General features: G+C 73.1%; 22 protein-coding genes and 1 riboswitch. Of the genes, 5 read left to right on the top strand and 17 right to left on the bottom strand.

The genetic code is table 11. The features are described 5' to 3' along the window. Nucleotides 1-217: 217 nt before the first annotated feature. Both AC3ET4_RS24855 and AC3ET4_RS24850 read right to left on the bottom strand, forming a co-directional pair. Entirely contained in the window at nt 218-805 is a 588-nt protein-coding gene (locus AC3ET4_RS24855; RefSeq protein ID WP_431953065.1) for a flavin reductase family protein, read from the bottom strand. Between the two features lie 213 nt (nt 806-1018). Beyond that, a complete protein-coding gene (locus AC3ET4_RS24850; RefSeq protein ID WP_431953063.1) occupies nt 1019-1432 on the bottom strand; it encodes a thioredoxin family protein in 414 nt (137 codons plus the stop codon). A gap of 87 nt (nt 1433-1519) precedes the next feature. Here AC3ET4_RS24850 and AC3ET4_RS24845 point away from each other — a divergent pair, with 87 nt between their 5' ends. Together AC3ET4_RS24845 and AC3ET4_RS24840 are read left to right on the top strand one after the other, a co-directional pair. Beyond that, on the top strand, nt 1520-1936 hold the full coding sequence (locus tag AC3ET4_RS24845) for a DUF4395 domain-containing protein (RefSeq protein ID WP_431953061.1): 417 nt from the start codon (nt 1520-1522) through the stop codon (nt 1934-1936). A gap of 139 nt (nt 1937-2075) precedes the next feature. After that, nucleotides 2076-2816 carry a lysophospholipid acyltransferase family protein gene (locus tag AC3ET4_RS24840; protein ID WP_431953059.1) on the top strand — a complete coding sequence of 247 codons (741 nt, stop codon included), beginning with the start codon at nt 2076-2078 and terminating at the stop codon, nt 2814-2816. Nucleotides 2817-2899: 83 nt separating this feature from the next. On the opposite strand, the gene AC3ET4_RS24835 is transcribed toward AC3ET4_RS24840, so the two are convergent. Continuing rightward, on the bottom strand, nt 2900-3514 hold the full coding sequence (locus AC3ET4_RS24835) for a transglutaminase-like domain-containing protein (RefSeq protein WP_431953057.1): 615 nt from the start codon (nt 3512-3514) through the stop codon (nt 2900-2902). Nucleotides 3515-3592: 78 nt separating this feature from the next. Between AC3ET4_RS24835 and AC3ET4_RS24830 the strand changes: the two genes are divergently transcribed. Then, nucleotides 3593-4618 (top strand): DUF3048 domain-containing protein, encoded by a 1026-nt coding sequence (locus AC3ET4_RS24830; RefSeq protein WP_431953055.1) that lies wholly within the window; start codon nt 3593-3595, stop codon nt 4616-4618. A gap of 155 nt (nt 4619-4773) precedes the next feature. On the opposite strand, the gene AC3ET4_RS24825 is transcribed toward AC3ET4_RS24830, so the two are convergent. From AC3ET4_RS24825 to AC3ET4_RS24815, 3 genes are all read right to left on the bottom strand, one after another. Next, on the bottom strand, nt 4774-5298 hold the full coding sequence (locus AC3ET4_RS24825; protein WP_431953053.1) for an NUDIX domain-containing protein: 525 nt from the start codon (nt 5296-5298) through the stop codon (nt 4774-4776). Nucleotides 5299-5424: 126 nt separating this feature from the next. Continuing rightward, the gene (locus AC3ET4_RS24820; protein ID WP_431953051.1) at nt 5425-5817 is read right to left on the bottom strand and encodes an STAS domain-containing protein; all 393 of its coding nucleotides are present in this window, start codon (nt 5815-5817) and stop codon (nt 5425-5427) included. 131 nt (nt 5818-5948) lie between these two features. After that, nucleotides 5949-7073 carry a M24 family metallopeptidase gene (locus tag AC3ET4_RS24815; RefSeq protein ID WP_431953049.1) on the bottom strand — a complete coding sequence of 375 codons (1125 nt, stop codon included), beginning with the start codon at nt 7071-7073 and terminating at the stop codon, nt 5949-5951. Between the two features lie 71 nt (nt 7074-7144). Here AC3ET4_RS24815 and AC3ET4_RS24810 point away from each other — a divergent pair, with 71 nt between their 5' ends. Together AC3ET4_RS24810 and AC3ET4_RS24805 are read left to right on the top strand one after the other, a co-directional pair. Further along, nucleotides 7145-7771 carry a uridine kinase family protein gene (locus AC3ET4_RS24810; RefSeq protein ID WP_431953047.1) on the top strand — a complete coding sequence of 209 codons (627 nt, stop codon included), beginning with the start codon at nt 7145-7147 and terminating at the stop codon, nt 7769-7771. Nucleotides 7772-8167: 396 nt separating this feature from the next. Then, on the top strand, nt 8168-10069 hold the full coding sequence (locus tag AC3ET4_RS24805; protein WP_431953045.1) for an AAA family ATPase: 1902 nt from the start codon (nt 8168-8170) through the stop codon (nt 10067-10069). Nucleotides 10070-10129: 60 nt separating this feature from the next. Here AC3ET4_RS24805 and AC3ET4_RS24800 read toward each other — a convergent pair whose 3' ends face one another. The 11 genes from AC3ET4_RS24800 to AC3ET4_RS24750 all read right to left on the bottom strand — a co-directional run bounded on the left by AC3ET4_RS24800 (nt 10130) and on the right by AC3ET4_RS24750 (nt 20710). Further along, complete coding sequence (locus tag AC3ET4_RS24800; RefSeq protein WP_431953043.1) at nt 10130-11242, bottom strand: hemolysin family protein; 1113 nt, start codon at nt 11240-11242, stop codon at nt 10130-10132. After that, on the bottom strand, nt 11239-12579 hold the full coding sequence (locus AC3ET4_RS24795) for a hemolysin family protein (RefSeq protein ID WP_431953041.1): 1341 nt from the start codon (nt 12577-12579) through the stop codon (nt 11239-11241). Before AC3ET4_RS24795 ends, AC3ET4_RS24800 begins: the two co-directional genes overlap by 4 nt. 136 nt (nt 12580-12715) lie before the next feature. Beyond that, complete coding sequence (locus tag AC3ET4_RS24790; protein WP_431953069.1) at nt 12716-13183, bottom strand: PH domain-containing protein; 468 nt, start codon at nt 13181-13183, stop codon at nt 12716-12718. A 20-nt stretch (nt 13184-13203) separates the two neighbouring features. Beyond that, a complete protein-coding gene (gene hisG / locus AC3ET4_RS24785; protein ID WP_431953039.1) occupies nt 13204-14064 on the bottom strand; it encodes an ATP phosphoribosyltransferase in 861 nt (286 codons plus the stop codon). Between the two features lie 82 nt (nt 14065-14146). Beyond that, nucleotides 14147-14419 (bottom strand): phosphoribosyl-ATP diphosphatase, encoded by a 273-nt coding sequence (locus tag AC3ET4_RS24780; RefSeq protein ID WP_431953037.1) that lies wholly within the window; start codon nt 14417-14419, stop codon nt 14147-14149. 34 nt (nt 14420-14453) lie between these two features. Then, nucleotides 14454-14939 (bottom strand): 6,7-dimethyl-8-ribityllumazine synthase, encoded by a 486-nt coding sequence (gene ribH / locus AC3ET4_RS24775; RefSeq protein ID WP_431953035.1) that lies wholly within the window; start codon nt 14937-14939, stop codon nt 14454-14456. A 184-nt stretch (nt 14940-15123) separates the two neighbouring features. Beyond that, a complete protein-coding gene (locus AC3ET4_RS24770) occupies nt 15124-16413 on the bottom strand; it encodes a bifunctional 3,4-dihydroxy-2-butanone-4-phosphate synthase/GTP cyclohydrolase II (protein WP_431953033.1) in 1290 nt (429 codons plus the stop codon). Further along, nucleotides 16410-17063, bottom strand: coding sequence for a nicotinamide mononucleotide transporter family protein (locus tag AC3ET4_RS24765; RefSeq protein WP_431953031.1), 654 nt, complete (start codon nt 17061-17063; stop codon nt 16410-16412). Before AC3ET4_RS24765 ends, AC3ET4_RS24770 begins: the two co-directional genes overlap by 4 nt. Next, nucleotides 17060-17680: a riboflavin synthase gene (locus tag AC3ET4_RS24760; RefSeq protein WP_431953029.1), complete on the bottom strand. Its 621-nt coding sequence runs from the start codon at nt 17678-17680 to the stop codon at nt 17060-17062. The genes AC3ET4_RS24765 and AC3ET4_RS24760 overlap by 4 nt, the downstream gene beginning before the upstream one ends. Before the next feature lies 1 nt (nt 17681). Next, a complete protein-coding gene (gene ribD, locus AC3ET4_RS24755; protein WP_431953027.1) occupies nt 17682-18773 on the bottom strand; it encodes a bifunctional diaminohydroxyphosphoribosylaminopyrimidine deaminase/5-amino-6-(5-phosphoribosylamino)uracil reductase RibD in 1092 nt (363 codons plus the stop codon). A gap of 170 nt (nt 18774-18943) precedes the next feature. Continuing rightward, a riboswitch (FMN riboswitch) is annotated at nt 18944-19074 on the bottom strand. Between the two features lie 430 nt (nt 19075-19504). After that, the gene (locus tag AC3ET4_RS24750) at nt 19505-20710 is read right to left on the bottom strand and encodes an ROK family transcriptional regulator (protein ID WP_431953026.1); all 1206 of its coding nucleotides are present in this window, start codon (nt 20708-20710) and stop codon (nt 19505-19507) included. Between the last annotated feature and the right edge of the window lie 55 nt (nt 20711-20765).

Genomic DNA, 20765 nt, shown 5'->3' with positions numbered 1-20765 from the left:
GCCTGCTCTCCTTCGCCTGCATGGATGCGTCAACCGCCCTCGTGAGGGCAGCATAGGCGCCGCGGACGGCGGCTCCCCGGCGAGACGCACGGCGCTTGGGCAGAAACATTACTCGTCAGTACACCAAGGCGCCGGTGCGGCAGTCGGCCCGCTACGACCGCATGGCTCGGCGCGGGAACCGGGCGCAGTGGGCCCCCGGAACCCGGAGCAGAGGACCTCAGTGGCGCAGCGCGTTGTAGCGGCCGTGGTGGTAGAGCAGCGGGCGAGCCGCCTCGCCCTCAGGAGCGCCCGCGACGGCCTGGGCGACGATGATGCGGTGGTCACCGGCGGGTATGCGGGCCAGCACGCGAGCGACCAGCCAGCCCTGGACGTCCTCCAGGAGCGGTACTCCGTACGGGCCGGGTTCCCACGCGGTGGGCGGCGCGAAACGGTCGGCGCCGCTGCGGGCGAAGGTGGCGGCCACCTCCTCCTGGTGCTCGCCGAGGATGTGGACGCCCACATGGGTGGCCTCCGCGACGGTGGGCCAGGCCGAGCCGGAGCTGCTGATCCCGAAGGAGAGCAGGGGAGGATCGGCGGAGACCGAGGTGAGGGAGGTCGCCGTGAAGCCCGCGGGGCGGGTGCCGGCAGCGGTGACGACCGCGACCCCGGCGGCGTGCCGGCGGAAGACGGCGCGGAAGGCGGCCGAGTCGAAGGCGTCTTCCGCGGTCGACGGCTGCTGCTGCGGGGGTATGGGGGCGGGGATCGAGGCGGGCACGGAGACCAGGGAGGCGGCGGCCGGCGTGCCGAGGTCGGGGGTGGCGGTCATGGAGCTGTCCTTCGTCATGCTGTCGAGCCGGAGAGATGCGGGGTGGGTGGGCACTCAGCGGTCATGACAGCGGGCGCTCGCGTGGCGACCGAGGTCGACGTCGAAACGGCAGTGCAGAAGGAGGTCTTGCGCCATGGCGTCAGACTGGCCATCACCGCGGCGCCGCGTCAAGGCCGCGCTCGGCTTGGGACGGGGGCATGCGCCGCGCGCGGGTCACACCGCGTCGCCGAGCGCGGCGATGACGTCGGCCTTGCGGGGCTGGCCCGAAGCGCGCCGCACGACGGCGCCGCCGGCGTCGAGCACGAGCACGGTCGGCGTCCTGACGATGCCCAGCCGGCGCACGAGGTCGCGGTGGGCCTCCGCGTCGAGCTCCACGTGCCGCACCCCGTCCACCATGCCGGCCACCTCCCCGAGCGTGCGCCGGGTGGCCCGGCAGGGTGCGCAGAAGGCGGTGGAGAACTGCAGGAGCGTGGCCCGCTCGCCGAGCTCCCCACCGATCTCACCCGCCGTCAACTGCTGCGCCGTGTCCTTGTCCCGCACCCGTATCCTTCCGTCCGCGCGCTTGTGGAGGATGCCGAAGATCCCCGCCGCCACGAGTACGGCGACGCACACCAGCAGTCCCGTCACGTCCGATACCTCCTGCCGTTGCAGCGTTCACGAGACCGCCATGATTCCCGGGGGTCCGGACGGTGTCCGTTCCGCAATCATGGCCTCATGAGCCCTCACGCCATCGATGCTCGCGGACCGCGCTTCGGAGCGAGCCTGACCAGTGTGGTCCTGGCCGCCGTCCTCGTCACGGGAAGTGCCTGGCTGCTGGCCGTCCAGGCACTGGTGTTCGCGGTGGGCGCCGCCGCGGGCGTGCAGAAGTCACCGTACGGCCTGTTGTACCGGGTGGCGGTACGGCCGCAGCTGGGGCCTCCGGCCGAGACCGAGGACCCGGCGCCTCCGCGTTTCGCACAGGCGGTGGGGCTGGCGTTCGCGGTCGTCGGGCTCGCCGGCCACGCCGCGGGCCTGGCCTGGCTGGGCCTGGCGGCGACGGCCTGCGCGCTCGCGGCCGCCTTCCTCAACGCGGCGTTCGGCTACTGCCTCGGCTGCGAGATGTATCTGCTGCTGCGTCGTACGACCGGGTGACGTGATGAGAATCTCGCCGTGCTGCGGGCACGCGGGATGACACGGCACCCGTTCACGGGGCACGATCAGCCGGCGGCCGAAACCTACGGCCGCGTAACTTCCGTCGGGGACACCCCCCCTGCGAAGAAGGGGCCCAGCCATGGCCGAACTCGTCTACCCGCCCGCCATCGGCCTCGCCCGCACCATGTTCAAGGTGCAGGGGCTGCGCCTGGACGTCTCCGGCGCCGAGCACGTGCCGCGCAAGGGCGGCGCCCTGCTCGTGAGCAACCACATCGGCTACCTGGACTTCGTCTTCGCCGGGGTGGCGGCGCTTCCGGCGAAGCGGCTGGTGCGCTTCATGGCGAAGGAGTCGGTGTTCCGGCACAAGGTGTCGGGTCCGCTGATGCGGGCCATGAAGCACATCCCGGTGGACCGCTCCGAGGGCATGCACGCGTACAAGCACGCGCTCACGGCGCTGCGCTCGGGGGAGATCATCGGCGTGTTCCCCGAAGCGACCATCTCGCAGTCCTTCACGCTGAAGTCCTTCAAGTCCGGCGCCGCGCGACTGGCGATGGAGGCAGGCGTGCCGCTGCTGCCGGTCGCCCTGTGGGGCACGCAGCGGTTGTGGACCAAGGGCCGGCCGCGGCAGTTGGGCCGCAACTGCTTCCCCGTCTCCATCCGGGTGGGCGAGCAGATGACGCCCCACCCGGGCGAGAAGCCGGGGGCGCTGACCCGGCGGCTGCGACTGCGGGTCCAGGAGTTGCTGGAGGAGGCGCAGCAGACGTACACCGGGCGGCCGTCGGGCCCGGACGACCGCTGGTGGCTGCCCGCGCACCTCGGCGGCACCGCCCCTACGCCGGAGGACGTCGTCGCCCGGGAACGCGCCGCGGCGGTGGAGTGACCACGAGCGGCGTGAGACCTGGGGCTCCGCGGGTGGGCGGCGAGTTCCTCGCCGACTGTCCGCACCAGAGGCGTGCCGCCAGGTCATCGGCCCTCTGGGTCAGGTAGGTCGGTGGGCAGCAGCCGCCACAGGTGCCTCCGGTCGGCAGCCTGCCGCAGGGCGGTGAGGATGGCGGGCGGAGGGGTGGCGTACAGACCGGGGTAGTCGCGTTCGCCCAGTCCGGGGCGGGGCACCCAGGCCAGTCGCTCCTCCTGGAGGGAGAAGCGGGCGTCGACTCCGGGCTTGTTGCCGCGCGGGTCCTGCCGGGCCCAGCGGTCGTGCCCGGGCGGTTTGAGGGCGACGAGCCCGTGGACGAGGGGGTCGGCGCCTTCGTCGGTGAGCCGCTGGTAGCACAGGCCCGCGGGGATGCCCTCGGCGCGCAGCAGCGCGGTCAGGGCATGGGCCTTGGCGTGGCAGATGCCGGTGCGCTGTTCCAGGACGTCCGAGGCGCGCCAAGTGACGCGCGAGTCACCGGAGTCGGCGGAATGCGGGATGGCGTCGCGGACGAAGGTATAGGCCGCTTCGGCATAGGCATGCGGATCGGGAGCCGCCGCCCGCAGCCGGGCGGCGGTCGCACGGACCACCGGATGCTCGTGGTCGATCACCTCGTCCGCTGCGAGGAAGGCGGTCGCATCGCCCGTCTGGGGTACCGGCTCCATGGGGCGGATACTAGGAATACGCGCAGGATTCGGCAAGTGAATTTTCCGTAGGCAGCATATCTATGCAGCACGGGGGTGATGGCCGTCGTGGGCCGAGCACCCGGACGTCCCGCGAGAGCGGCGATCCTGGTCGTCCTGGCCGTCTTCACCGTGGTCCTGGTCGGCCGGGGCTGCGACGGATCCGAGCGGGCGCCTGCCGGCCCCTCGCCCAGCACGACGGTCTCGGCTACCGACACCGACGCGGTCGCACGCTCGCCCCTCACGGGACGTGCCGGGCGCACCGGCGGCCCCGTCCTCGCGGTGAAGATCGACAACGTGGGGCCGGCCCGGCCGCACACCGGGTTGTCCCAGGCGGACCTGGTCTACGTGGAGCAGGTGGAGTCCGGCCTCACCCGTCTGCTCGCCGTCTACTCCTCCGACCTGCCCGACCGGGTCGGCCCGGTGCGCAGCGCCCGCGAGTCGGACCTGGAGCTGCTGCGCCAGTTCGGCCGGCCTGCCCTCGCCTTCTCCGGGGCGCAGAGCGGACTCCTGCCGGTGGTCGCGGCGGCGCCGGTGTACGACGTCTCCCCCGCCCACGCCCCCGGCGCCTACCTGCGCGACGGCTCGCGCCCCGCCCCGCACAACCTCTACGCCGCCCCGGAACGGCTGCTCGCCGCCGCCCCGGACGCTTCCGCCCCCCGCGACATAGGCTTCCGCTTCGGTGCGGCCCCACCGGGTGGCACCGCCGACCGCGACCGCACCGTGCGCTACCCCGACGGCTCGGTGGGCGTGCGCTGGTCGGCCGGGGAGCAGCGCTGGCTGGTCTCCTTCGACGGCGAACCGGCCACCACGACGGACGGCGGCAGGCTCGGCGCACCGACGGTGGTCGTCCAGTACGTCACCGTCCGCCCCTCCGGCTTCCACGACCGCTGGGGGAACACCTCCCCGTACAGCGAGACCGTGGGCGGCGGGCAGGCGGTGGTGCTGCGCGACGGCAAGGCCTACGACGCCCGGTGGTCACGACCGGACGCGGCCGCGGGCACCCGCTTCACGACGCCCGACGGCGGGCCGGTGAACTTCGCCCCCGGCCAGGTCTGGATCGTGCTGGCACCGCTGCCCCGCTGAGTCCACCGGTTCCCTCCGCGAACACCACGGACGCGGGCCCATGAATCCGAGCCCCCGCGTCGTCCGGTCCGTGAGCCGCGCAGGGCCTCGCCCCCGCGCGAGCCCGTCGCTCGCCCGCATGCTCTCGCTCGGCTTCCCGGGACCCACCTCGCACGTCAGCGACGGCCCGTCCGGCCGGCCAGCCATGCGGCGTGCTGGCGGATACGCGACGGATCATCGGGAAAACAGCTCTCCCAGCCCTCGTCCAGACGCGTCCAGGCCACCGGCTGTCCGTCCTCCGCGACGAAAGGGGTCCCCGCATCGACGACCGCCGCATACGACAACCCCAAGGTGACCGGAAGGGCCGGGTGATACGAGCGAACCGCAACGGCCGCCGGGTCAGGCAGCAGCTCCGGCCGCAGTCCCGCCTCTTCGAACAGTTCCCGGCTCGCCCCCTCTCGGGGTGTTTCCCCGGCCTCGACCTTCCCGCCCGGCGGCACCCACCCCCGCCAGCGGTGCCTCACCAACAGGACCCGTGCGAGGGTCGTATCGAAGACCCAGACCTCTGCTGCGAGCGGCTCCATCGGCCCGCGCATCGCAGCGGCGAGCCACTGACGGGCCGCGTCGTACTCGGCCACCGCCCGTTCGGCGTCTGCCGCTGCGGCTTCGACAACCCGCCTGCCGCCCTCGTAAGCAGTCATAGAGAGGCACCATACGGTGGGCCGCTGACAGCGAGGCCCACTGCCGCTGCGGCGGGAACGCCACGCGCTGCGGCAGCATGCCCGAGCGCTCGCCCCACGGCCGCCGGCTTCAGGAGAAGCACGGTGTCACGCTATGGCGCCGTCCGCCGCGGGGGGATCGGGGACGAGCGGGGACGCCAGTGCGGAGGCCAGGTCCTCGTGGACGGTGAAGACCCGGAGCGTGCCGGTGAGCCGCAGCAGGCGCAGCACGCAGGGGCTGCCGGCGACGATGCCGAAGCGGCCGCCGTGGTCGAGGGTTCGCGTGCGCGCCCGCACCAGCACCGACAGGCCGCTGCAGTCGATGAAGCCCACTCCGCGCAGGTCCACCACGAGGTCGGGCCGGGGACCGGAGGTCACCGCGTCCAGACGGGCGGTCACCCGCAGGCCGGCGCACAGGTCGAGCTCCCCCGTCAGTTCCACCACGGTGGTGCCGCCGACCGTCCACTGCCGCACCTGGAAGTCCTGCTCTTCGTCGTACATGCCCGGCCCCCCGACTGCCGCTCGCTGCTGGGCCCCTGACGTGCCGTGTGCGCCGCGCGTCGCGACCGGTTCGCGCACACCGCCGCGAGTACGGAATACCCCCCGGCCGTACCGGGAGTCAACACATCGGACTAAACAGACAGCACGACCAGGTCCCGGGAGGTCTGGTTGAGCCGTTCCCCGCCCTCGGGCGTGCAGACGACGATGTCCTCGATGCGGGCGCCGAAGCGGTCCGGGAGATAGATCCCGGGTTCGACGGAGAAGGCCATGCCCGGCTCCAGCGGCCGGGAGCTCCCCGCGACGATGTAGGGCTCCTCGTGCGTCTCCAGCCCGATGCCGTGCCCGGTGCGGTGGATGAAGTGCTCGCCGAAGCCGGCCGCGGCGATGATGTCCCGCCCGACCGCGTCGAGTTCCTCGGCGGTGATCCCGGGGCGGACGGCGTCGGTCTGGGCGTGCTGGGCGCGCCGCAGCACCTCGTACATCTCACGGAACGCGGCGTGCGGTTCACCGACCGCGTAGGTCCGGGTGGAGTCGGAGCAGTAACCCTCCGGCGTGGTGCCGCCGATGTCGACGACGACCGGGTCGCCGGCCCGGATCACCCGGTCGGAGATTTCGTGGTGGGGACTGGCGCCGTTCGGTCCCGAGGCGACGATGACGAAGTCGACGGTGGTGTGCCCCGCTTCCAGGACCGCTTCGGCGACGTCGCGGGCGACCTCGCGCTCGGTGCGCCCGGCCCTGAGCCACTCCCCCATGCGGCGGTGCACCCGGTCGATGGCGCCCGCTGCCCGCCGCAGCGCGTCGATCTCCGCGGGCGACTTGCGCATCCGCGCTTCGCGCAGCAGGTCACCGGCCAGGCTCTGCTCGGCGCCGGGGAGGGCGGCGCGGAAGGCGAGCACCTTCTCGGCCCACATGTGGTTGTCGACGGCCACCCGGGCGATCCCCGGCGGCAGCCGGCGGGCGACCAGGGCGTACGGGTCCTCGGTCTCGCCCCAGCCGACGACCTCGACGCCGAGCGCGCCCAGCGGGGAGGCCTCGGCCCCGGGCCGCTCCAGGTGGGGCACGGCGAGGAAGGGGTCGCCGAGTACGGGCAGGGCGAGGCAGACCAGGCGCTCGGTGAGGTGGGCGTGGTAGCCGGTGAGGTAGCGCAGGTCGGGGCCCGGCGTGACGAGCAGCGCGTCGAGGCCCGCGTCGGCGGCCGCCTTTCGGGCGAGTTCGAGTCGCTGCGGGGGGTACAGGAAAGCTGCTGAGTCGGTCACGACTCTTACCGTAGACGTCCCCGGCACCGGCCGCAGTCACTTGCGTCGGCACAGGTCGTAGGGTGGGCGCGATGGACCACCGCATCTCCCCCGGGGCGCTGCCCGCGCTCGCCGCCCGGCTGCGCGCCCTTCCGCCCTCCTGTGGTTCCGTGCGGCTCGTCGCCGTGGACGGCCACGCCGGTTCCGGGAAGACGACCTTCGCCGGCGCGCTGGCCGGCGCGCTGGACGGCGCGCCCGTCGTCCACCTCGACGACCTGGCCACGCACGAGCAGCTCTTCGAATGGCCCGGACGGCTGCGCGAGCAGGTGCTGGAGCCGCTTCGCCGCGGCGAGACGGCCCGGCCCGCGAAGTACGACTGGGTGGCGCGGCGGTTCGCCACGGCTCTGGAGGTGCCGTCGGCCCCCGTGGTGCTGCTGGAGGGCGTGGGGGCGGGCCGCCGCGAGGTGCGGCCGTGGCTGGCGGCCCTACTCTGGCTGGAGGTGTCGCGGGAGGTCGCGCGGGAACGCGGTGAGCGGCGCGACGGCCCTGGGCTTGCCGGGTTCTGGGAGGGCTGGATGCGGGCGCAGGACGCGCACTTCGCCGCCGACCCCTCCCGGCCCTTCGCGGATCTGCTGGTCCACCAGGGTCCGGACGGCTACGAGCTGCGGGACCAGGCCGAGAGCTCCCCACTCACCAGCGCCGTACGTCACCGAACGTGACCACACGCACCCGGTGCGCTGCGGACGCGGGTGGCCGCCGGGCGACCGCCCGAGGGGTGCCTCGGATGGCTTGACCCAAGGGCCGTACAGGACTTACGTTCTGTTTGCGCGGACTTCATCCAGCGCGCCTCGAACGCGAAGCCCCCGGTTGTTCCCCCGTGACCGGGGGCTTCGTCCTGCCTGCGGGCGGGACGTGAGGCCCCGCGGCGGCCATCCACTCACCCAACGTCACCACTCGCGTCGCTCTACGGCTCACCAGCCCTGCCCGGGTACCATGCCTGGGGGTTGCGCCGTCCCGGCAAGGCGGCGCTTGCCTGGCACCAACTCCCGCTCCGCATAATCTGGTTGGAGCGGTGTACGGCGGGCGGCACCGGGGGGACGGCTGGTGGGGGGCTGATGGATTTCGGCACAGAGCATTCGGGCGCCCCCGCCGATCTCGCATGGGTACGGGCCGCCGAGGCGTACACCATGGGCGCCTACGCCGAGGCCGAGGAGGAGTTCCGCGCTGCGGTCCGCCTCGACCCGGGCATGGCGGACGCCTGGCTGGGGCTGCACGCGCTGCGGGCGGACACCTCCACCGCGCTGCTGCAGATGTACCGGCACCGCGACCGCTTCGGCGAGCAGCGCAGCGCGCACCGCCGGTCCATGAACTCCTGGTACTGGCTGGGCTGGTGGGTGCAGCCGGTGCTGGAGACCCGGCGCGACCTGCTCCTCGCGCACGCCTCCCACTGGCTGGACGGCCGCCACATCGCGGAGCTGGACCGCGCGCTGGCCGAGTGCCCGCCGGTCGACACCGATCCGCACGTCCGCTTCCTGCACGCGTGCCGGGCCTATCTAGTCAAGGACTGGGAACAGCTGGTCCGCCACACCGAACCGCTTCTCGGCGACCCGGTGCTGGGCATCGAGGCCGGGCTGTTCGGCGGCATGGCACGGGTCCGGCTGGAGCTGTACGGGCAGGCCGAGCCGCTGCTGGCGACGGCCCTGATGCGCTGCCGCAGCGAGCAGCCGCAGCGCAAGGAGCTGCGCTACTGGCTGGCCCGCGCGTACGAGGGCACCGGCCGCACCGCCGCCGCCCTCCCCCTGTTCCAGGCGGTGCACCGCGTCGATCCGGGCTTCATGGACACCTCCGCCCGGCTCGCCGCGATCGACGAGTCCGACGGCCTCACCGACGGGACGGCCGACCTGACGCCGGTCACCCTGCAGGGCTACGGCCAGACCGGGCCCGAGGGGAATCCGGCCGACACCGACCCCCTCGACGCGCGGGCCGGGGCGACCGCCATGCCCGGCCTCGGGGCGGGCTCGCTCCTGGACGACCCGCTGGGCGCGGTGGGCCCGGCCGACGACGACATCCGGGAGAAGACGCTTCCGTCCGTCTCCGCCGTCGCGCCGCAGGACCGGATCGCCACTCCCGACCCGGTGCTGCTCGCCCAGGCGCTGGCCGAACTCGACCGCATGGTGGGACTGGAGCCCGTCAAGCGGCAAGTGCGGGCGCTGTCGGCGCAGTTGCGGATGGCCCGGCTGCGCTCGGGGCAGGGCCTGCCGGTGCAGCCCCCCAAGCGGCACTTCGTCTTCTCGGGGCCGTCGGGCACCGGCAAGACGACGGTGGCCCGCATCCTCGGGCGGGTCTTCTACGCCCTCGGCCTGCTCGGCGGCGACCATCTGATCGAGGCGCAACGCGCCGACCTCGTGGGAGAGTTCCTGGGGCAGACGGCCGTGAAGGCCAACGAGCTGATCGACTCCGCACTCGGCGGGGTGCTCTTCGTCGACGAGGCGTACGCGCTGTCCAACTCCGGCTACAGCAAGGGCGACGCCTACGGCGACGAGGCGCTGCAGGTCCTGCTCAAGCGCGCGGAGGACAACCGCGACCGTCTGGTCGTCATACTCGCCGGTTACCCCGAGGGCATGGACCGCCTGCTCGCGGCCAATCCCGGCCTCGGCTCGCGCTTCACCACCCGGGTCGACTTCCCCAGCTACCGGCCGCACGAACTGACCAGCATCGGCGAGGTCCTCGCCGCCGACAACGGGGACCGCTGGGACGACGAGGCCCTGGAGGAGCTGCTCGCCATCAGCGGCCACGTCGTCGACCAGGGCTGGATCGACGAGCTCGGCAACGGCCGCTTCCTGCGCACCCTGTACGAGAAGAGCTGCGCCTACCGCGACCTGCGGCTGTCCGGCTACGCGGGCCCGCCCACCCGGGACGACCTGTGCACACTGCGGCTGCCCGACCTCATGCAGGCCTACGGCGAGGTGCTGTCGGGCCGAGGCCCCGGGCTGCCACCGCCCGATCCCCTGGAGTGAACGACACGAGAGGGGCCCGGGCATCCGTCGCCCGGACCCCTCTCGTGCGGGACCGCGGTGTCAGCCCGCCATCACCCGCGACGGCCGGGCGACCTCGCCGGGCTCCTCGGCGGCGGGGGCAGCGCCGGTCTCCGCGGGCTCCGGGACCTCCCGGTGCGCGGGGTCGCGGACCTCGCCGACCAGCATCTCCAGCACGTCCTCCAGGGCCACCAGCCCCAGCACACGACCGCCTGAGTCCGCGACCGCCGCCAGGTGGGACGCGGCCCGCCGCATCTGGGTGAGCGCGTCGTCCAGCGGCAGCTCCGCGCGGAGGGTGGCCATCGGCCGCCACAGCCGCGCCGGCACGGGCCGGCCGGCGTCCTCCAGGTCGAGGACGTCCTTCACGTGGAGGTAGCCGAGGTAGGCGCCCTCAGGCCCGGCCACCGGGAAGCGGGAGTAGCCGGTGCGCACGGTCAGCTCCTCGACCTGAGCGGGGGTGACGGTGACATCGACCGTCACCAGCTCCTCCGGGGGCAGCAGGACGTCCGTGACCGGGCGGGTGCCCAGCTCCAGGGCGTCCTCCAGGCGCTCCTGCGCGTCGTCGTCGAGGAGTCCGGCCTGCCGGGCGTCCTCGACGAGCACGGTCAGCTCCTCGCTGGTGAAGACCGCGTCGATCTCGTCCTTGGGCTCGACCCGGAAGAGCCGCAGCACGAGCCTGGCGCACCACCCGAGCACCGCGATGACCGGGCGGAACAGACGCGCGAAGCCGACCAGCCCGGGGCTCAGCCACAACGCGGTCTTCTCCGGGGCGGCCATCGCCAGGTTCTTGGGGACCATCTCACCGACGACGAGGTGCAGGAAGACCACGACGGCGAGCGCGATGACGTAGCCGAGCGGGTGGATCAGCCCCTCGGGCAGGTGGACGGCCTCGAAGAGCGGCTCCAGCAGGTGGGCGACGGTCGGCTCGGCGACCGCGCCCAGGGTCAGGGAGCAGACGGTGATGCCGAACTGGGCCGCCGCCATCATCTGCGGCAGGTTCTCCAGTCCGTGCAGGACCGTGCGGGCCCGCCGCTGGGTGCCGGCGAGCGGTTCGATCTGGCTGCGCCGCACGGATACCAGGGCGAACTCCGCCCCGACGAAGAAGCCGTTGCCGAGTACCAGCACTCCGGCGAAGAACAGCTGCAGAAAGCTCATCGCCCGTCCTCCTGCCCGTCCGCGGGCTCCGCGAGTCCGACGCGTACCAGGCGAACCCTTTCGGCACGATGGTGCGCGACCTCGCGCACCCTCAGCTCCCAGCCGGGCAGCACCGCGGTGTCCCCCGGCTCGGGAATGCGTTCGAGGAGGTCGGCGACGAGCCCGGCCACCGTCTCGTACGGTCCCTCGGGGGCCTCGAGCCCTATGCGCTCCAGCAGGTCGATCCGGCAGCCGCCGTCGGCGTCCCAGACGGGATTGCCGTTCTCCGGCGGGGCGGCCAGCAGCTCGGGCAGGTCGGCGCCGTCATGCTCGTCGCGCACCTCGCCGACGAGTTCCTCGACGATGTCCTCCAGGGTGACGACGCCGGCGGTGCCGCCGTACTCGTCGACGACCACGGCGATCGGCTGCTCACGGCGCAGCCGCTCGAGCAGCGGCTGCACCGGCAGCGTCTCGGGGACGAGCAGCGGGGCGACCGCGACCCGGCCGACCGGCGTACGGTCGCGCAGATGGGCGGGGACAGCGAGCGCGTCCTTCAGGCTCGCCATGCCGACGATGTCGTCCAGCCGCTCCCGGTAGACCGGGAAGCGGGACAGCCCGGTGGCCCGGGTGAGGTTCAGGACGTCCGCGGCGGTGGCGGTGTCCTGCAGGGCGCTGACGCGCACACGGGGGGTCATCACGTTCTCCGCCGTGAGGTCGCCGAGGGAGATGGTGCGGACGAAGAGGTCCGCGGTGTCCTGCTCGAGGGCCCCGGCCCGCGCGGAGTGGCGGGCCAGGGAGACCAGCTCGGTGGGGGTGCGTGCGGAGGCCAGCTCCTCGGCGGGCTCCACGCCCAGCGCCCGCACCAGGCGGTTGGCGGCGGCGTTGAGGGCCTCGATGACCGGCCGGAACACGGCGGAGAAGACCCGCTGCGGACCGGCCACGAAACGGGCCACTTGCAGCGGACGGGACACTGCCCAGTTCTTCGGGACGAGCTCGCCGATGACCATCTGGACGGCCGAGGCGACGATCATGCCGATCACCACGGCCACGGCCGGAGCCGCGCCGGAGGGGACGCCCACCGAGGCGAGCGGAGCCGAGAGCAGGTCGCCCAGGGCCGGCTCGGCCAGCATCCCGACCACCAGCGAGGTGATGGTGATGCCGAGCTGGGTGCCCGACAACTGGAAGGACAACTTGCGCAGCGCCGCCACGACGCTGCGGGCCCTGCGGTCGCCCTCGGCGGCGGCGCGCTCCGCGGCCGGCCGTTCGACGGTCACCAGGCCGAACTCGGCTGCGACGAAGAACCCGTTCGCGAGGATCAGCAGGAAGGCTGCCGCGAGCAGCAGCAACGGGGCGCTCATGCCGCCGCTCCCGTATGTCGCGTGGGAGAGGCGGCGCGGGTACTACCGGACGATCCGTCCATCGTGGATTGGGTGTCACTCCTCGGGTCGTTGCGAAGGTTCCAGGGTAATGAAGATGCGGGCGACTGCGGCAGGTCTACTGCGCCGTCTGCTTGCCGGTACCGTACGCCTCCGCGAGGGCTCGCAGAGCGCGCGCGTCGTGCAACGCGCGGGCGCGTCCGATCCCGGGCTGGATGCCCATCGCGGCCAGGCTGGTGCCGTCCGCCAGGTCCAGGAGGACCCAGGGGTCTCCGGGGCGCAGGTTCACTCGGAGGATCTGGGCCCAGGCCAGTCGGCGCCGCGTCGTGAGGTTGACGACGGTCACACCGTCCTGGTCGGCGGCCACCTTGGGGCGGCTGAGCAGCGTGAGCGCACCGGCGACCAGCAGCCCGGTGAGCACGATCCAGATCCGGTCCGTGGTGTGCCAGGGCCTTGCGCCGTCCGAGGGAAGCAGGACGGCGATCACGACGAAGGCCGCGAGCAGCCCGGCGCCCAGGCCCAGCAGCACCGCACGGGTGCGGGTGGGCCGGAAGGTGACGGGCAGCTCGGGAAGTTCCGCGGGCATGGCGGACCGGGCGGGCGGGGTCACAGGCGGCACGCGTGGATCCCGGTGGTGAGGATGGCCCGTGCGCCGAGGTCGTACAGCTCGTCCATGATCCGCTGGGCCTCGCGGCTGGGGACCATGGCGCGGACGGCGACCCAGCCCTCGTGGTGCAGCGGGGAGACGGTCGGCGACTCGAGTCCCGGAGTGAGGGCGATGGCGCGCTCGACGTGCTCGACGCGGATGTCGTAGTCCATCATCACGTAGCGGCGGGCCACCAGGACGCCCTGGAGGCGGCGCAGGAACTGCCGCACCTTCGGCTCGGCCACCGCGTCCTCGCCGCCGGCGCCGACCCGGCGGACGACCACCGCCTCGGAGTCGATGATCGGCTCCCCGATGACCTCCAGTCCGGCGTTGCGCAGCGAGGTGCCCGTCTCGACGACGTCGGCGATGACGTCCGCCACACCGAGGTGGATGGCGGTCTCGACAGCGCCGTCGAGACGGACCACGGTGGCCTCCACCGCGTGGTCGGCGAGGTGCCTCCTGACGATCTCCGGATAGGAGGTGGCGATCGTCTTCCCGCCGAACTCCTTCACGTCGCTCACGCCGCCGGAGGTGGTGGCGTAGCGGAAGGTGGAGCGGGCGAAGCCGAGCTGCAGGATCTCCTCGGCATTGGCGCCGGAGTCCAGCAGCAGGTCGCGGCCGGTGATGCCGATGTCGAGCCGGCCCGAGCCGACGTAGACGGCGATGTCCCGCGGGCGCAGGTAGAAGAACTCGACGTCGTTCTCGCCGTCGACGAGGACGAGTTCCTTGGAGTCCTTGCGCTGGTGGTAGCCGGCCTCATGCAGCATCGCCGACGCAGGTCCGGACAGTGAACCCTTGTTGGGGACGGCGATGCGCAGCATGGGATGCGTTCCTTCGTGTCTCGGATACGGGTGGGGGACGGGCGTCACGGCGAGCGCGGAGAGGTACCGGCGGGTGATCCGCTCAGAGGTGAGCGTATACGTCATCGAGGTCGATGCCCCGGGCGACCATCATCACCTGCAGGTGGTAGAGCAGCTGGGAGATCTCCTCCGCGGTGCGGTCGGCGCCTTCGTGCTCGGCTGCCATCCACACCTCGGCGGCCTCCTCGACCACCTTCTTGCCGATCGCGTGCACTCCCTTGCCGACCAGTTCGGCGGTCCGGGAGGTGCTGGGGTCGCCGGTGGCGGCCTTGTGCTGGAGCTCGGCGAAGAGCTCCTCGAAAGTCTTCTTGGCCATGGTGGTCACCACCCTACGCGGAAGTGCCCGCGCCTCACCGCCACGGCTCGGATACTGAACGCAGGACGTTCGCGGTGGCCACCGCGGCGGTGACGGCCTCGTGCCCCTTGTCCTCGTTCGAGCCGGGCAGTCCGGCGCGGTCCAGGGCCTGTTCCTCGGTGTCGCAGGTGAGCACGCCGAAGCCGATCGGCACACCGGTGTCGACCGAGACCTGGGCCAGGCCCTGGGTCACGCCCTGGCACACGTAGTCGAAGTGCGGTGTGCCGCCGCGGATGACGACGCCGAGGGCGACGACCGCGTCGTAGCCCCGGCTCGCCAGCACCTTGGCGGCGACCGGCAGTTCGAAGCTGCCCGGGACGCGCAGCAGGGTCGGCTCGTCGATGCCCAGGTCGCCGAGCGCGCGCAGGGCGCCGTCGACCAGCCCGCCCATCACCTTCTCGTGCCACTGGGCCGCGATCACGGCCACACGCAGGTCACCGCTGTTCTGCACGGTCAGCTCGGGGGCGCCCTTACCGCTCACGTCGGTCTTCTCCTTGCTCGTTCTTGGTACTGGTCGTTCTGGACGTATCTGTTCGGCCAGGTCGCTCAGGTGGTTCAGGTGGTTCAGGTGGTTCAGGTGGTTCAGGTGGTTCAGGTGGTTCAGGTGGTTCAGGTGGTTCAGGTGGCGCCGGATGGCGGGGCGGGCTCCGCCGCTTCGCGGAGGCCTACTGGCCGGCGCAGGCTCCGGCGGGGGAGGGATCCAGCCAGGGCAGGTCGTGGCCCATGCGGTCCCGCTTCGTGCGCAGGTAGCGCAGGTTGTGCTCGCCGGCCGCGATCGGCATCGCGACGCGTGCGAGGACCCGCAGGCCGTGCTGTTCGAGGGCGTCGCTCTTGTCGGGGTTGTTGGTCATCAGGCGCAGGGAGCGCACGCCGAGGTCGTCGAGCATCTGGGCGGCGGCGCCGTAGTCCCGTGCGTCGGCGGGCAGTCCGAGTTCCAGGTTGGCGTCGAGCGTGTCGCGGCCACGCTCCTGGAGTTCGTACGCGCGCAGCTTGGACATCAGGCCGATGCCCCGGCCCTCGTGACCGCGGAGGTAGACCACGACGCCCCGGCCCTCGGCCGCCACCTTTTCGAGTGAGGCCTGCAACTGCGGTCCGCAGTCGCAGCGCAGCGAGTGGAAGACGTCTCCGGTCAGGCACTCGGAGTGGACGCGGACGAGGACGTCCTCGCCGGCGCCGATCTCCCCGGTCGCCAGCGCGATGTGCTCGACGCCGTCGGCGGTGCTGCGGTAGCCGTAGGCGCGGAAGTCTCCGAAGGCGGTGGGCAGCCGGGTCTCGGCCTCCCGGCGCACGGTCGGCTCCGAGGTGCGGCGGTAGGCGACGAGGTCCTCGATGGAGATGATGGCGAGGCCGTGCTTGCGGGCGAAGTGGACCAGTTCGGGGAGGCGGGCCATCGTGCCGTCCTCGTTGGCGATCTCCACGATGGCCGCGGCCGGGCGCAGTCCGGCGAGCCGTGCCAGGTCGACGCCCGCCTCGGTGTGGCCGTCGCGGGTCAGCACGCCGCCCGGCTTGGCGCGCAGCGGGAAGACGTGGCCGGGCCGCACGAAGTCGCCGGGGGCGGAACCGCCGGCGGCCAGCAGCCGGATGGTGGTCGCCCGGTCGGCGGCGGAGATGCCGGTGGTGACCCCGTGGGCGCCGCTCGCATCGACGGAGACGGTGAACGCGGTCTTCATGGACTCGGTGTTGGCGTCCACCATCTGCGGCAGGTCGAGCCGGTCCAGGTCGTGCTCCTCCATGGGCACGCAGATCAGGCCGCGGCACTCGGTCATCATGAAGGCGACGATCTCGGGGGTCGCCTTCTCCGCCGCGATGATCAGGTCGCCCTCGTTCTCGCGGTTCTCGTCGTCCACGACGACGACCGGCCGGCCGGCCGCGATGTCGGCGATCGCGCGCTCGACGGGGTCGAGGACGATCGGGGCGTCCCCCGCCGCGTGGAGGCTGTGCAGTGCGGTGGTCATGCGGCCGCTCCTTCCGGGACGGGCCCGCCGTGCCGCGGGACCCGGGTCTGCTGCCACCAGGCGTACAAGCCGGCGATCACGAGAACGAAGTAGATGACGTACACGAGTGCGGAGAACTTCAGGTCGCTGTTCCAGGCGAGGGGGACGCCGACCGCGTCGACGGCGAGCCAGGCGAACCAGAACTCCACCCAGCCCCTGGCCATGGCCACCATCGCGGCGACGGTGCCGACGAAGATGTAGGCGTCCGGCCAGGGGTTCCAGGACAGCGACGGGTAGAGCGTGAAGAGGCCGACGACCGCGAACAGTCCGGCCGCCGTGCCGGCGGCCAGCACGCCCCGCTCACGCCAGGTGGCGAAGCGGATCCGGATCTCGCCGCCGTCCCGGGCGCCGCGGCGCCACTGGAACCAGCCCCACACGGCGACGCCGATCACCAGCAGCTGCTTGCCGACGCCGCCGGTCAGCTGCGCCGACCAGTACGCGGCGACGAGCACCACGCCGGAGAGCAGCTGGACGGGCCAGGCCCACACCGAGCGCCGCCAGCCGAGGGCGAGACCGCCGAGGCCGAGGCCGTTGCCCACGACGTCGGTCCACTTGAAGTGCTCGCCGAAGGCGGAGAAGGCCACACTGTTCAGGGTGTCGAGCGCGCTCATTCCGCCGGATCCCCCTTCGGGGCGCCGGCCCGCTCCCCGTACAGCCGCTCGACGTACTTGGCGATCACGTCGACCTCCAGGTTCACCGGGTCGCCGGGCTGCTTGAAACCGAGCGTGGTGAGGGCGAGGGTGGTCGGGATCAGGCTGACGGAGAAGAAGTCGGGGCCTGCCTCGACGACGGTGAGGCTGATGCCGTCGACGGTGATCGAGCCCTTCTCGACGACGTAGCGGGACAGCTCGGCCGGAAGCGAGATCCGCACGATCTCCCAGTGCTCGGCGGGGGTTCGCGAGATCACCGCGCCGGTGCCGTCGACGTGGCCCTGGACGAGGTGCCCGCCGAGGCGGCCGCCCAGCGCCATGGGGCGCTCCAGGTTGACCTTGCTGCCGGGGCCCAGCGCGCCGAGGCTGGAGCGCTTCAGGGTCTCGGCCATCACGTCGGCGGTGAACTCGCCGTCCGCGGTGTCCACGACGGTGAGGCACACGCCGTTGACCGCGATCGAGTCGCCGTGCTTGGCGCCCTCCGTGACGACCGGGCCGCGCAGCCGGAAGCGGGAGGCGTCCCCCACGTCCTCTACGGCGACGACGGCGCCCAGCTCTTCGACGATTCCGGTGAACACGTCAGTTCTCCTCGGTGCGGCTCGGGTAGGCGGTGATGCGCAGGTCGGGGCCGATCCGTTCGGTCTCGGCGACGTCGAGCCGCAACGCGTGCGCGATGGTGGTGATTCCCGCGTCCCCCAGGGCCGCGGGGCCGGCTCCCAGGAGGGCGGGCGCCAGGTAGCCGACGACCTTGTCGACGGCTCCGGCGGCGACGAAGGCCCCGGCCAGGGTCGGGCCGCCCTCCAGCAGCACGGAGCGGACGCCTCGGCCGTACAGCTCGTCGAGCAGTGCGGGCACGTCCACGCCGCTGCCGGTGCGGGGCAGGCGGGCCACGTCGACGCCCGGCAGGTGGGCGGTGTCGGTGTCCTCGGCGACGGCGACCAGGGTCGCGGCGGTGCCGTCCAGCACCCGGGCGCCCGGGGTGATCTTCGCGTTGGTGTCGACGACCACCCGCAGCGGCGGGGTGAAGACGCCCTCCACCCCGCGAACGGCCAGGTGGGGGTCGTCGGCGCGCAGCGTGCCGGAGCCGACGACGACGGCGTCGGACTCGGCGCGCAGCCGGTGGACGTCGGCGCGGGAGGCCGCGGAGCTGATCCAGCGGCTGGTGCCGTCGGCGGCGGCGACACGCCCGTCGAGGGTGCTCGCGTACTTCCACACTACGAAGGGGCGCTGCCTCCGGGTGGCGGTGAGCCAGACCTCGTTGCCCCGGGCGGCCTCGGCCTCCAGCAGCCCGCTCTCCACGTCGATCCCGGCGGCGGCCAGGGTGGCGCCGCCGCCGGTCGCCGCGGGGGTGGGGTCGGCGACCGCGTAGACGACCCGGGAGACGTCGGCCGCGATCAGCGCCTGGGCGCAGGGGCCGGTGCGACCGGTGTGGTTGCAGGGTTCGAGGGTGACGACGGCGGTGCCGCCACGGGCGGCGTCGCCGGCCGCTCGCAGGGCGTGGACCTCCGCGTGGGGGCCGCCGGCCCGCTGGTGCCAGCCCTCGCCGGCGACTTCGCCGTGCGCGTCGAGGATCACGGCGCCGACGACGGGATTGGGGCTCGTCGAGCCCAAGCCGCGCGCGGCGAGCTCGATGGCACGGCGCATCGCGTCGGTTTCACCGGGTGTTGCCACCGGGTCCTCCTGCCTCTTCGGGCACGGACTCCGGGGCTGTGCGGAACACAGAGCGGACTTCTGGCTCGGGAGCACCGCGGCCGGTGAGGTGGCGCCCGTCCGCGTCCGCCCTTTTCCGGGGGGACACGCACCCGCGCCGCCATTGACGGCGGTGTACCGATGCCCGTCCGCCGCGCACTGCCTCCCATCCGGACTTTAACCGTCGGTCCAGGAATTTCACCTGGTCAACCGCCCGCTGGATGCGGACGGGTCGCGGACTGTAACCGCCGGTTCGGATTTTCACCGACCCCGGAGTGCGCTGAACGTCACTGGTACTGCGCCACCAGTGTGCCACGAAGGTTCCTTGCGGAGGCAAGGGATTGCTGTGGATTGGCTCACACGGGTCCGCCCGGCGCGTGCGGGCCGCGCGGCCCGCGCCTTCCGGAGGCTGTCAACACCGTTCGCGGCAGCGGCCCTTGACGCGCGTAAGAGGTCGCACGGATACGCGGGGTGGAGAAAGGAGCGGGTCGAGGGCCGAGTTTGGCAAGGCGGATTAGGGAGACGCAGCGGAGCTGCGGCGACCGACGACACCGCCGCCAGGCGAAAGCCATCGACCCACGACGCCGGCCCGCCTATCCGCGCGACCTCTGAGGAAGGCCGGCGCGACGCGACGTGACTCCGGCGGCGCGTGTCGCGGGGCGGCCCCCGTCAACCTCCGGCACGGCAGGGGCGCGGCCCGCACGCGCCGCCGCTCACCCCTCGGGGGTGAACAGGGCGTCCTGTGCGGCGTCCATGGCCAGGAGCACCGCACCGCGCAGCACCGCGCTGCCCGCCACGGTGCCCGCCCGCACCTGGGTCGGCAGCGGGGACATCCGGCCGAGCCGTTCCTCGACCCGGGCGGCCAGGTCCGCGCCGCCCGCCCGGCCCACCTCGCCGCCCAGCACCACGCAACCGGGGTCGAGCACGGCGCTGACGGCGGCCACCCCGATCACCACCCGGTCCGCCAGCGCGTCGAGGAAGAGCTCGCCCTGCTTGCCGCCCGCCCGGGCGGCGGTCACCACCGCCTCGGCTGCCGCGGCGTCGTCCGCGCCGGACACCGCGATCCCGTGCGAGCGCGCCAGAGCGCACACCGCCGCACTGCCCGCCAGGGAGTGGAATCCGCCCTCGCAGCCGCTCGCCGTCGGCAGTTGGAAGGTGCCCGGCACCGGCAGGAAGCCGATCTCCCCGGTGCCCCCGGAGGCGCCGCGCCGCAGGACCCCGCCCAGCACCACCGCGGCGCCCACTCCGTGGCCCAGCCACAGCAGGACGAAGTCCTCGCGGTCGCGCACCGAACCCAGTCGCCGCTCGGCGACGGCGGCCAGGTTGACCTCGTTCTCCAGCAGCACCGGCAGGGAGAGCCGCCTGCGCAGCTCGGCGACGAGCGCCGAGTGCCAGGCCGGCAACTGCCCGGTGGCGCGCAGTTCGCCGGTGGCCGGGTCGACGAGGCCGGGCGCGCCGACGGCGATCGTGTGCAGCGCGCCGGCGCCGGCGGTGTACGCCGTCCGCTCCAGCAGCGCCACCGAGCGCCGCACCGTACGCTGCGGATCGCCGACGGGGTCGACCGGCAGGACGGCGCTGCCGACGGCGTTGCCCAGCAGATCGGCCACCTCGATCGCCACGCTGTGGGTGCGCACGTCGAAGGCGGCGAGGTGCGCCCGGTCGGCGACGATGCCGTACAGCCGGGCGTTGGGGCCGCGCCGGTCGGCTCCCGTCTCACCGACCACGGCGATCAGCCCGGACTCCTGCAGGCGCTCCACCAGGTCGGCGACGCTCGGCCGGGACAGGCCGGTCAGTGCCTTGAGCTGGGCCGCCGTCAAAGGGCCCTCGCGCTGCAGCAGTTCCAGCGCCAGCCGGTCGTTGATCGCTCTGGCCGTGCGGGGCGAGGCGGTGCGCCCGGTGGGGGGTCGGATGGCGGTCATGGGCGGATCCTTCCAGAGCCCTGCGGCGCGTGCGAGGGCGGACGAGGCCCGCCGG

The sequence above is a fragment of the Actinacidiphila sp. bgisy167 genome (genome assembly GCF_057707665.1).
This window is presented reverse-complemented; position numbering and strand designations above follow the sequence as displayed.